We start from the raw sequence: 12503 nt of genomic DNA, 5'->3' as shown, positions 1-12503 counted from the left end.
TACCCGACTTATTCGTATCTTTGCCCCTGCATGCAACAGTACCTCACCCTCTCCGAATTGCAGCGGCTCGTCAAGGCCACCCTCGACGAGCATTTCGCCTCGCCCCTGTGGGTCAGTGCCGAGATCGCCGAAATCAAGGTCAACTACTCGGGGCACTGCTACATGGAGCTGGTGGAGAAGGGCGGCGACAACGGCGTGCCCACGGCTCAGGCGCGGGCCGTGATCTGGCGCAGCGCCTATCCCCGCATCGCGGCCTGCTTCGAGACCGAGACCGGACAACGGCTCGCGGCCGGCATCCGCATACTGGCCAAAGTCGCCGTCTCCTACCACGAACTCTACGGGTTCTCGCTCCGCATCACGGAGATCGACGCCGCCTATACGCTCGGCGACATGGAGCGGCAGCGGCAGGAGACCATAGCCCGCCTCCGGCAGGACGGCGTGTGGGATATGAACCGCGAAATTCCGATTCCGCTGCCCGTGCAGCGGGTGGCGGTGGTGTCGAGCGCGAACGCCGCAGGTTACCGCGACTTCTGCAAGGAGCTCGAAAAAAGCCCCTACCGGATCGAACACCGCCTCTTCGACGCCTTCATGCAGGGCGCCGCGGCCGAAGAGTCGATCATCGAAGCGCTCTGTGCAGCGGCCGACGCCGGAGAGGCATTCGACGCTGCGGTCATCATCCGCGGCGGCGGCTCGGCCAGCGACCTCAACTGCTTCAACGCCTACCGGCTCTGCTCCTACGTCGCGCAGTTTCCGCTGCCCGTGTTGACCGGCATCGGACACGACAAGGACACGAGCGTGGCGGACATGGTGGCGCACACGGCGCTCAAAACCCCGACCGCAGTGGCCGTATGGCTCGTCGAACGGGCCGCCGAGGCCGATGCGCAGCTCGACACCGCGGCCCAGCAGCTCCACGACGCGACCGTAGCGATGATCCGCAGCCACGAACTGGCGCTCCAACGTTTGCAGGGCGAGGCAGCCCAGTCCTCGTGGGGCCTCACCGCACGACTTGCCGCACGGCTCGACCATCTCGCAGCACAGCTACCGGACGCGGCGAAGAGCTTCCTCGCACGGCAGGGCGAACGCCTCGCAGCCGCCGAAGAGCTCGTCGGCAGCCGTTCGCCGCAGCGTATCCTGCGGCTCGGATTCGCCGTGGTGCGCAGCGAAGGCAGGGCCGTAGTCTCGGCCCGCGAGGTCCGGCCCGGCCAGCGGCTCGAAATCGAAGTAGCCGACGGTCGCTTCACGGCCGAAGTGAAATAAAGACGAAGACCGGCGATCCGGACCGGAAACGGCGGCCGGCCTTCGCGGATACATGGACGGAGACGTTCGACCGCCGTCCCTTTTCGTCAAACCGGATGCAGAATCGGATGCGATCCGGATGTCGACGGGGAGAGCGGAGACCGACGAATATCCGACGTTTTCGGTAAGCCGAGGACGGAGCCGAACTCGTCCGGCAGACTGCCGACGCAGGGGAAACGTCCCCCAAAAAAAGAATGAAAAATATGGCTAAGAAAGAGATCGCCTATGCCGAAGCGATGGCCGAGATCGAACGCATCCTCACGCGCTTCCGCAGCGAGGAGATGGACGTGGACAGCCTCGCGGCCGAGGTGAAACGCGCGACGGAGCTGATCGGGCTCTGCAAGGAGCGGCTCCGCAAGGCGGAGAGCGACGTGAAGAAAATTTTGGAATAGGAGAGGCGGCCCAATGCGGCAGGCCGAAGGGAAAGAATGAATTTCTTTCTTCCGTTTCCCTGCGTCGGCAGTCTGCCGGACGAGTTCGGCTCCGTCCTCGGCTTACCGAAAACGTCGGACATCGTCGTCCCACTTCGTTAAGCCGGGGGGGGGAGCTGGAGACGGAAGCGATTCGGATGTCGATGCAGAGGCGGCCGAAAACGACCCGACGACACACGCCTGCGAACTCTCCGCCTCGGGGGCCTGACGTCCGGTACGGAGAGAGGAAGAGGGAGGTGTGTGTCGGCAGAACGTCGGCCGACGCGATGCACGTCGTCGGCCGGACCGCAGGCACGAAAACGCCGCACGGACGGCAGTCGCAAGGCCGTTCGGCAACCGTCTCCGCCCGAACGCTTTTCCCACCGTCCGGGATGCGTCTGGGAAAAACACGACAAGACCGGCCCGACGCCGGAAGAGAAAAAAGTATGAAAAAATTCGTCAAATGGTGCCTCAACCATGTGCCGCGCCCCGCCATGCAGCGCCTCGCGGGCTGGAGCGTGCCGCTCATGGGGCTGTGTTACAAAGGCAAAGGACGCGAGTGCCCCCTCTGCGGAGCCGAATACCGCCGCTTCCTGCCCTACGGCTATGTCGTGCCGCGCCCCGACGCGCTCTGCCCGCGCTGCCTCGCACTCGAACGCCACCGCCTGCTCTGGCTTTGGCTCACGCGCGAAACGGACCTCGCGGAGCGGCGTCCGCGTCTGCTCCACATCGCGCCCGAAGTGTGCCTCGGGCGGCGGCTGAAGAGAATATACGCCTCCGAACCGTCGCGTTACGTAACGGCCGACCTCGAAAGTCCGCTCGCGGATCTTCACTTCGACATCCAACGGATCCCGTTGCCCGACGCTTCGTTCGACGCGGTGATCTGCAACCATATCCTCGAACACGTCGCCGACGACCGCGCCGCTCTGCGCGAGCTGCACCGCATTCTGTGTCCGGGCGGCTGGGGCATCGTGCTCTCGCCCGTCGATCGTGCACGCGCCGAGACCTTCGAGGACGACTCGATCACCGACCCCGCGGAACGGACCCGCCTCTTCGGGCAGTACGACCACCGGCGCGTCTTCGGCCGCGACTATCCCGACCGGCTGCGCAGCACCGGATTCGAAGCCGAAGAGATCGACTACGCCGCCCGCTTCACGCCCGAAGAACGCGAACGCTACGCTTTAGCCAACGACAGAATTTACCTCGTCAAAAAACCATGAAACCCATCAAGACCAACTCCTTGCGCGCATGGATCGTCGCCGTGCGACCATACAGTTTCGGTGCGGCCGCGATTCCCGTCGCCGCCGGTACGGCCCTCGCATGGCACGACGGCGCCTTCCGCTGGCAGCCCGCCCTGCTGTGTCTCCTGTTCGCGCTGCTGATGCAGTGCGTGGCCAACCTCGTGAACGACCTCTTCGACTTTCTGAAAGGTTCGGACCGACCCGACCGGCTCGGCCCCGACCGCGCTTTCGCCAAGGGATACATCACGCCGCCGGCCATGAAAGCGGGCATCGCCCTCTTCACGGCCGCCGCCGCAGCCGTCGGCATCGGACCGCTCTGGTACGGCGGCTGGTGGCTCGTCTGGATCGGACTGCTCTGCGTAGCGGCCGCCTACCTCTATACGGCAGGACCGTGGCCGCTGGCCTACAAGGGGCTGGGCGATGCGGCCGTCGTCCTCTTTTTCGGGATCGTGCCGCTCGGATTCACCTACTACGTGCAGGCCCGGACGTGGACGACGGAGACCACCTTCGCGGCGCTCGCCTGCGGGCTCGTGATCGACACGATGCTGATGGTCAACAATTTCCGCGACCGGGAGGAGGACGCCCGGTGCGGCAAACGCACCGTCGTGGTCCGTTTCGGCAAAGGGTTCGGCAAATGGGGCTACTTCGCGCTCGGCACCGGGGCGATGCTGTGCTGCCTGCCGCTGGCGATCCGGGGATCGTACTGGGCTCTCGCTCTTCCCGCAGCGTGGTGGCTGCTGCTGTTCGTGCCGGCATGGCGGAGGATGGTGCGGACGGATCACGGCGAGGCGCTCAACGCCTCGCTGGGCGAAACGGCCCGCAATCTGCTCCTCTTCGGAGTGTTGCTGACCCTCGGAATCCTGATTCAGTAGAGGAAAAAGACGATCCCTGCGAAATGGCAGAGCGCACCGAGGTCGATCGTCAGATGCCAGACCATGTGGTGATAGCGGAATCCCTTATTCGCATAGATCCACGCACCGAACGTATAGCAAAGGCCGCCAGCGGCGATCAGCGCCAGCAGCGGCACCGAAGCATGACGCACGAAGGTCGGGAGGAAAAAGACGATCGTCCATCCCATCACGAGGTAGATCGTAAGGCTCAGGGCCGGAATCGGGCGTTTCGACAGCGATTTGTAGAAGATGCCGAAGAGCACCATCGTCCATTGCAGCGCGGCGATGAAGATGCCCTGCCAGCCGCCGATCACCACGAGAGCGATCGGCGTATAGGTGCCGGCGATGGCGACGAAGATGCAAATGTGGTCGAGGACATGGAACACGGCCTTGTGCTTCGACGCAGGAGGCATCGAATGGTAGAGCGTCGATGCGAGCAGCATCAGAAAAATCGAGATCACGAAGACGCTCACCGAGACGGCCGCCACGACCGGCTCGGGATCGCGGACGTAGGCCCAAACCGCCGCGAACGGCAGCGCCGCCAGCGCGACGAGCGACATGACGCCGTGTGTCAGCGTATTGGCGATCTCCTCGCCCCGCGTAGGTACGTAGACCCTTTTCGTTTTTTCCCGTTCCATACTTTCCGACGATTCGTTCATGCCTTCCGCAAGGCGTTCGTTTTCCGGCGGTGCCCCGCCCGCAGCCGACGCGGCCAACAGCATCCCGCCCCTCAGAGGCACCCGGCCACGCCGCCGCACGGCCGCGGCCGGCCGCACACCGGCTGCGCTTCAAAAATAGCGATTTTTTTCTTATCTTTGTCTGCGAGGGTATAAGGTTGGTATAGAATGGACGTTACACGTTACGACAAATTGCGCGACCTCGCACGGACCGGCTTCTCGGCCGAGAGTGCGGCGACGGTGGACCGTGCCTTGGAATACGCCGCCGGCGCACTCGCCGGCCGGACCCGCTACGACGGTACGCCGCTGCTGGACCACGCAGCCGCCGTGGCCTGCATCGTGCTCGGCGAAGTGGGGCTGGAATGCAACCCGGTCGTAGCGACCCTTCTGCACGACGTGGTGCGCATCGCACACAAGTCGCTCGGCACCAAAGAATTCACCGCACTTACGGCCCGCATCCGCGAATCCTTCGGAGCGGAGGTCGTCGGCATCACGATGGGGCTCTGCAACATCTCCGAGACGAAGCTGAAAATCGACAAGGCGCAGATCGACAACTTCCGCGACCTGATCGTCGCCTACTCCGAAGACCCGCGCGTGATTCTCATCAAGCTGGCCGACCGGCTCGAAGTGATGCGCTCGCTGGCCATCTTCCCGCGCGAGAAATGGCGCAGGAAGAGTTGGGAGAGCCTGAATCTCTATGCCCAGATCGCCCATAAACTCGGCCTCTACAACATCAAGAGCGAACTCGAAGACATCGCGCTCAAATACCTCGAACCGCGGGACTATGCCCGCATCGTGGACAAACTCGCCGAGACCGAGGAGGAACGCAAGGCTTTCATCGACCGTTTTCTGCGGCCCGTAACCGAACGGCTCGACCGCACGGGCATCCGCTATCACGTGAAGAGCCGCACCAAGTCGGTCTTCTCGATCTGGAGCAAGATGCGCAAACAGCGCGTCCCGTTCGAGGGCGTCTACGACATCTTCGCCATCCGCATCATCATCGACTGCCCTCCCGAGCAGGAAAAGCAGCAGTGCTGGACGGTCTACTCCGTAGTAACGGATTTCTACACGCCCAACCCCAACCGCATGCGCGACTGGATCTCGATCCCCAAGTCCAACGGCTACGAGTCGCTGCACACCACCGTGTCGGCCGAAGGCCGGTGGGTCGAAGTGCAGATCCGCACCGAGCGCATGGACGCCGTGGCCGAACGCGGCATCGCCGCCCACTGGCGCTACAAGGGCGTCAATCAGGGGGCCCGCACGAGCGAAGAGTGGCTCAGCCAGCTGCGCGAACTGATCGAAGAGACGCCTCATGCGCTGGCCCAGCGCTTCGACGCCAAACCCGCTTCGGGCGAGGTCTTCGCCTTCACGCCCAACGGCGATCTGCGCAAGCTGCCCGAAGGGGCCACGCTGCTCGACTTCGCCTTCGACATCCACACGGCGCTCGGCGCCACCTGCGTGGGCGGCAAGGTGAACAACCGCGCCGTACCGATCCGCGAGGTACTCCGCAACGGCGACATCGTGGAGGTCCTCACTCAAAAGAACCAGACCCCCAAGGCCGACTGGCTGGGATTCGTCGTTACGTCCAAGGCCCGCAACCGGATCAAGGCATACCTGCGCGAGGAGCAGGCCAAGCACGCCCGCATGGGGCGCGAAGAGCTCGAACGCAAACTCAAGAACTGGAAAATGCCCTACACCATCGACGAAGCGGTGGCTTTTCTGGGCAAATACTACAAGCTGAAGACCGGGACCGAGGTCTACGGCCTCATCGCCACGCAACGGCTCGAACTCGGAACCGTGAAGGAGCTGCTCACGCGCGAACTTACGGGAACCGCCTCAGAGGAGCGCCGCGCGGCAGCGGCCGAAGCCGACCGCCAGAAAACGGCGGCCCGCGAACAGGACGCTGCGCATGCGCCTCAGACACCTCACAGCGATGCGTTGGTGATCGACGACCGGATCAACCACATCGAATATAAACTGGCCCGCTGCTGCAATCCCATCCGGGGCGACGAAGTGTTCGGGTTCATCACGATCCACGCCGGCATCACGATCCACCGCACCGACTGCCCCAACGCCCGCCGCATGCGCGAAAACTACCCCTACCGCATCATCGAAGCACGCTGGCGTTCGGAGGCCGAGGGAGCATTCCGCCTCACGATCCGCATCGTGGCGGCCGACCTCACGGGCATCGGCAACCGCATCACCGAGGTCATCAGCCGCGATCACGGGCTCGACATCCGCTCGATGAACTTCTCGACCGAAGACGGCACGGCGACCGGCACAGTCAGCGTCGAAGTACCGGACACGGCCGTCGCAGAGCGTCTGATCCGCTCGATCCTGCGGATCAAAGGCGTGCAGAAAGCCTATCGCATCCGCAACTGAGGATCGCAGCGATCGTCTTTCGCCCGCAGCGGAAAAGAGTGCCGGAGAGCATGCGGCCGCGCCGGCAGCCGCATGGCGGCACTTCGAGCGTTTCCGGCTCCGATTCCTGTCAGGCATCCATAGACCGCGGCAGGCTCCGGATCGGAATCTTCCCAAAATTGGTTCCGCCGATCGAGGCCGCAAGGCCCGTCCCGAAGAGTAAGGATTCCTCCGGAAACGACGTAAGAGAGCGTCATACGTCTTCGGACACCGGAAATTCTTTCGGGAGCTTCCGCCTGCCTGTCGAATGTCTCTTCAGCAGAAAACCCAACCGTGCGACGCATCCGTTCATTACGATCGCACCCCCGCCGGAAACGACTCCGACGAGGGTGATTCTCATCCGAACAGGCGCCTCGAAACGCCTTCCCGTTTCGGAAAATCAGTCGCCCACCGGAATATCCCGGTTGACATTCTTCGATCCGAACAACGCATAGTAGAGGATGTAGGCCAGTCCGGCCAGCACCACCAGATAGCTGGTCAGATAGCCTGCCGAGTCGGCCACGACGCCCTGAACGAGCGGCAGGATGCCGCCGCCGCAGACCATCATCATGAAGATGCCCGAGGCGGCCGAAGTGTATTTGCCAAGCCCTTCGACGGCCATGTTGAAGATACCCCCCCACATCACCGACGTACAGAGGCCGCACAGCACGAAGAACATGACGCCGATCGGCACTTCGAAAAGTCCGAACGAAATGTCCTCGCGGAAGACGGGCATGCTCACCATGATGTCCCGAGGCAGGAACACGGCCAGCAGAATCAGTACGATCCCCAGCGAAGCGACCGTCGTGATCATCGCACGGCTCGAAAATTTCGCGCCGATCATGCCGCCCGCGAAACGGCCGACGAGCATCAGGAACCAATAGGTCCCGACGAGCGCGCCGGCGACCGTGGCGCTGATGCCGAGGTCCGAGGTGGCGTAGAGATTCATGAAGTTGGGGATGCCCACCTCGACGCCCACATAGACGAAGATGGCGATCGTCCCGAGCACGAAGTGGCGGAACGACATGGCGCTGTGCTCGTTCCGTTCGGCCTTCTTCTCCGACGTAACGCCGTAGGGCTCGGGAATCCGCATCGAAAGCAGCACGACGAACACCACGGCGAAGATACCCATGGCGATGAACATGGCCGGCGCGGCGTCGCCGATGGTGGCCGAAGCGGCGTTGCCCATCAGATAGCCCACGAGCACCGGAACGATCGTCGCCGAGAGCGAGTTGAGCGTACCGCCGAACTGTATGAGCTGGTTGCCGCGCTTGCCGCCGCCGCCCAGCGTATTGAGCATGGGGTTGACCACCGTATTGAGCATGCACATCGAAAAGCCCGAAACGAACGCGCCGGCCAGATAGACCGCGAAGCCCGATTCGCCCGCCAGACTCGACAAGTACTGTATGCCGACGCCGACGAATCCCACGGCGACCGCCGCCAGCGCCGTCTTCTTATAGCCGATGCGCTGCAGCATGAGCCCCGCAGGCAGCCCCATGAAGGCATAGGCGATGAAATTGGCCGCATTGCCCAGCTGCGACATCCAGTTGGGGACGGCGAACTGGTTCTTCAGGATCACGCCCATCGGATTGGCGAGCCCCGTAACGAACGAGATCATGGCGAACAGCGCGAACATCATGATGATGGGCAGCGTGTAGTTTTTCTTGTGTTGTTCCATACTACTGTTTTGATTTAATATTATAGTCTCATCATTCTTGCAGCCGTCTCCCCGCCACGGCGCTTCCGCGCGAAGCCCCGACCGGGCCGGGGGGGGGACGTCCGTATCCCTTACCAACCAACCTCTTTTTTCGCCGGTACGTACGCTACCGGCCCGCAGCATGCCATCGTCTCCGCCGCTCCACGCCCCCACCGCAGGCGGATCACCGGTCGCGTTCCGCGATATAAAGGCAGAGGTCCGCCAGCGCCGAACGCGCGGGGCACGCCTCGTATCCGGCGAGCATATCGGTCGCCTTCGCCAAATAGCCGCGCATCACCTCGGCTGCGGCCGTGAGCCCGCCCCCGTTCTCCACGATCCGCTGCAAATACTCCACCGCCGCCTCGTCCCGCCCGCACGATGCGAGTTTCGCGAGCAGTTCGCGGCGGCGGTCGCCGTCCGTACGCTCCAGCACCGCCAGCAACGGGAGCGTGATCTTGCCTTCGCGCAGGTCGTTATTGGCCGGCTTGCCCGTATGGGCCGTGCGCGTATAATCGAGAATGTCGTCCTGAATCTGAAAGGCCATGCCCACCGCCTCGCCGAAGCGGTGCATGAGCGCCACCCGCTCCTGCGATGCGCCGGCGGCCATCGCACCGGCCGAAGCGCTGACCGCGATCAGGCTCGCCGTCTTTTTATGGATGATGTCGAAATAGTCGCGGCGCGTCATGTCGTGCCGCGCCGCGCAATCGCTTTGCAGAGCCTCTCCCTCGCAGAGCGTGGCCATCGAATTGCAGACGTGCGTTACCAGATCGTACTGGCCGCTGGACATGCCGATGCTCAGATTCCGTGCGAGAATGTAGTCGCCCAGCAGTACGGCGCGATGCGACTGCCAGCGGGCGTTGACCGAAGGGCGTCCGCGGCGCGTGTCCGACTCGTCGATCACGTCGTCGTGGATGAGCGACGCCACATGGATCATCTCCACGAGCATCGCCGCGAGATGGACCCGGCGTCCGGCCGCAACTCCCCGAGGAGCGTTCAGCGCCGCCGAAAGCATCACGATCGTGGGACGGATTCCCTTGCCGCGCGAAGAGAGGGCGTAACGCAACATATCGGACAAAAGCTCCCCCTCGGCGCTGATATTCTGGGCCACGAACGCATCGAACGCTTGCAGATCCCGTTCGACGGGTTGGCGGATAGCCTCGAGTGTTACCATAAAAGAGATTTGCAGAATTAACCATGCAAAGATAGTCATTTTTCACATACGCCCCTGCATGCTCCTGTTTTTTTCGCACCTCCGGCATGCCCCCGGGGCATTCCCGCCCGGCAGAACGCAAATAAAGCAAATAAATTTGCTTTTGCGCTCGACTTATTCGTACCTTTGTACCCCGATTAAGCCTTGAAACGATGAAATTTCCGAAACCGGCTCTCGCCCAAGCAGGCTCCGCGGCAGCGGCTCTGCTGCTCTTCCTCCTCGTCAGCGTCGTCTGCTTCGCCCCGCAGTTCGGCGGCGAGGTGCTGCCCCAGCACGACGTGGTGCAGTACGAAGGAATGACCAAGGACATCCGCGACAACCGCGCCGCGACGGGCGAAGACCCCCAGTGGACGGGCAACATGTTCGGCGGCATGCCGGCCTACCTGATCAACGTGGCCTATCCGGCCCAGCTCGTCAAGGAGGCGGCCGCACCGGTCGTCCGCCTGCTCGACACCCCCGCCGCCTTCCTCTTCTTCGCCTCGACGGCCATGTGGATCATGCTGCTGATCGTGGGCGTCGGTCCGTGGGTCGCCGCAGCGGGTGCGCTCGCCTACGGGCTTTCGACCTACTTCTTCCTCATCATCGGCGCCGGACACATCACCAAGATGTGGGCTGCGGTCTACGCTCCGCTGATGATGGGCGGAGCATGGATGACGCTCCGGGGAAATATGTGGGCCGGCGCGGCCCTGACGGCCCTCTTCGCCTCGCTCGAAATCGGCGCCAACCATCCGCAGATCACCTATTACTTCCTGCTGGCGATGGCAGCCCTCTGGATCGCCGAACTCGTCGCAGCCGCGAAAGGACGCACGCTCCGCGACTTCGCACGGCGCACGGCCCTGCTCGCGGGCGCAGGAGTGCTGGCCGTAGGCTCGAACTTTTCGCCACTGTGGTACACGGCCCAGCACACCCCGGAGACCATACGCGGCGGCTCGGAACTGGCCTCCGGCAGCGAAAGCGCCTCCGACGGACTGTCCCTCGACTATGCCACGGCATGGAGCTACGGCAAAACCGAGAGTTTCAACCTGCTGATCCCCGACTTCATGGGCGGCGACTCCGGCTCGGGCTTCTCGGCCGACGGTCCCGTGGCCGCCGCCCTGCACGAATACGGACTGCAAGGCTCCGTCGCGGAGCAGCTGCCCGCCTACTGGGGCGACCAGCCCTACACGGCCGGCCCGACCTATCTGGGCGCCGTCGCGGTGTTCCTCGCCGTGCTGGGCTGTTTCCTCGTGCGCGGCCGCGACCGCTGGTGGCTCCTCGGCATCTCGGGCTTCATGCTCCTGCTGGCGTGGGGCCAGAATTTCATGTGGTTCACCGAGCTGATGTTCAAGCTGCTGCCCGGCTACAACAAGTTCCGCACGGTCTCGATGACCCTCGTCGTGGTGCAGTGGACCGTACCGCTCATGGGTGCGTTGGCGCTCTGGCGGCTGTGGCAGGACGATCTCGATCCCCGACGCCTGCGCAGAGGGATCGCATGGGCCGCCGGCATCACCGGCGGGCTCTGCCTGCTGTTCGCCGTCGCAGGCGGCGCGCTCTTCGACTTCGGCCGCGAGACGGGCGCTTCGTTCATGACCGAACAGTTCGTCTACATGTTCCAGCAAGCGGGCATGCAGGAATACATCGACCGCGGCATGCCCGAGGAGATGGGTCTCGCACTGGGCAATGCGATGGCCGCCGAACGGCTCTCGCTCATGCAGGCCGATGCGTGGCGTTCGCTGCTCTTCATCGTTCTGACGGCGGGCGCCGTCTGGCTCTATGCCGCACGCCGCATCGGCAAATACCTCCTCACGGCGGCCGCCGCGTTGCTCATCGCCGCGGATCTGATCCCCGTCGACCTGCGCTACCTGCCGCACGACAGTTTCGTATCCCCGCAGCGCCGTCGGATCGCAGCGACCGAAGCCGACCGGCAGATCCTCGCCGACAAGGAGCCGGGCTTCCGCGTGCTGAACCTCACGGTGAGCCCCTTCAACGACGCCACGACCTCCTATTTCCACCGCTCGGTGGGAGGCTATCACGGCGCCAAGCTCTCGCGCTATCAGGACCTCATCGACCGCTATCTGTCGCTGCGCGACCCGAACGTGCTGGACATGCTCAACACACGCTACGAAATCCTGCCCTCGGACGACGGCACGCCGACCGCCGTGCGGCGCGGCACGGAGAACGGCGCCGCGTGGTTCGTCGGCGAACTCGCGAACGCCAAGACGCCGCAGGAGGAGATCGACCTTCTGGGCCGCATCGACACCAAGACCACGGCGGTGGTCTCGGGCGTAGAGGCACGGCCGCAGGGAACGGGCGAAATCCGGCTCGCGGAATACCGGCCCAACTACCTCCGCTACGAATACACGGCCGACGCACCGGCCGTCGCGGTCTTCTCGGAGATCTATTACGACAAAGGGTGGACGGCCTATGTCGACGGCCGCGAAGCCCCCTACTTCCGCGCCGACTACGTCCTGCGGGCCATGGAGCTGCCGGCAGGCACGCACACCGTCGAATGGCGCTTCCGGGCCCCTCGCTGGCGGGCGGTCGAAGCGGTAACGCTCCTCTCGTCGCTCGTCATCCTCGCGGGTGCGGGTGCGGTCCTCGCCGTCGGGACCGTCCGACGGCTGCGGCACGCAAAAGAACAGCGGCCGACAAACGGCACGGGCCGCTGAATCCGCCGCAATGCCGGGACGGACACGATGCACGG

Annotated in this window: 9 protein-coding genes; 6 read left to right on the top strand and 3 right to left on the bottom strand. The window is 64.0% G+C overall.

The annotated features are described in order from the left end of the window. The first annotated feature begins 30 nt into the window (after window positions 1–30). From xseA to menA, 4 genes are all read left to right on the top strand, one after another. Window positions 31–1257, top strand: coding sequence for an exodeoxyribonuclease VII large subunit (gene xseA / locus BN3659_RS06000; protein ID WP_091535346.1), 1227 nt, complete (start codon window positions 31–33; stop codon window positions 1255–1257). A gap of 242 nt (window positions 1258–1499) precedes the next feature. Next, window positions 1500–1688 (top strand): exodeoxyribonuclease VII small subunit, encoded by a 189-nt coding sequence (gene xseB, locus BN3659_RS05995; protein WP_091535345.1) that lies wholly within the window; start codon window positions 1500–1502, stop codon window positions 1686–1688. Between the two features lie 464 nt (window positions 1689–2152). Next, a complete protein-coding gene (locus BN3659_RS05990) occupies window positions 2153–2926 on the top strand; it encodes a class I SAM-dependent methyltransferase (protein ID WP_091535344.1) in 774 nt (257 codons plus the stop codon). Next, window positions 2923–3819 (top strand): 1,4-dihydroxy-2-naphthoate octaprenyltransferase, encoded by an 897-nt coding sequence (gene menA, locus BN3659_RS05985; RefSeq protein WP_171847721.1) that lies wholly within the window; start codon window positions 2923–2925, stop codon window positions 3817–3819. The genes BN3659_RS05990 and menA overlap by 4 nt, the downstream gene beginning before the upstream one ends. Here the strand turns inward: menA and trhA are convergent. Then, entirely contained in the window at window positions 3813–4475 is a 663-nt protein-coding gene (gene trhA / locus BN3659_RS05980; protein ID WP_091535405.1) for a PAQR family membrane homeostasis protein TrhA, read from the bottom strand. The two genes, menA and trhA, sit on opposite strands and share 7 nt — an antisense overlap. A 207-nt stretch (window positions 4476–4682) precedes the next feature. On the opposite strand from trhA, the gene BN3659_RS05975 reads away from it, so the two are divergent. Next, window positions 4683–6896, top strand: coding sequence for a RelA/SpoT family protein (locus tag BN3659_RS05975; protein ID WP_091535343.1), 2214 nt, complete (start codon window positions 4683–4685; stop codon window positions 6894–6896). A 418-nt stretch (window positions 6897–7314) separates the two neighbouring features. On the opposite strand, the gene BN3659_RS05970 is transcribed toward BN3659_RS05975, so the two are convergent. Then, window positions 7315–8592: an MFS transporter gene (locus tag BN3659_RS05970; RefSeq protein ID WP_091535342.1), complete on the bottom strand. Its 1278-nt coding sequence runs from the start codon at window positions 8590–8592 to the stop codon at window positions 7315–7317. 202 nt (window positions 8593–8794) lie between these two features. After that, window positions 8795–9781: a polyprenyl synthetase family protein gene (locus tag BN3659_RS05965; RefSeq protein ID WP_091535341.1), complete on the bottom strand. Its 987-nt coding sequence runs from the start codon at window positions 9779–9781 to the stop codon at window positions 8795–8797. A 191-nt stretch (window positions 9782–9972) separates the two neighbouring features. On the opposite strand from BN3659_RS05965, the gene BN3659_RS05960 reads away from it, so the two are divergent. Next, the gene (locus BN3659_RS05960; RefSeq protein WP_141682516.1) at window positions 9973–12468 is read left to right on the top strand and encodes a YfhO family protein; all 2496 of its coding nucleotides are present in this window, start codon (window positions 9973–9975) and stop codon (window positions 12466–12468) included. Window positions 12469–12503: the final 35 nt, after the last annotated feature.

Origin of the sequence: Alistipes sp. CHKCI003 (assembly GCF_900021155.1) — a bacterium.
Taxonomy (GTDB): Bacteria; Bacteroidota; Bacteroidia; order Bacteroidales; family Rikenellaceae; genus Alistipes; species Alistipes excrementavium.
This window is presented reverse-complemented; position numbering and strand designations above follow the sequence as displayed.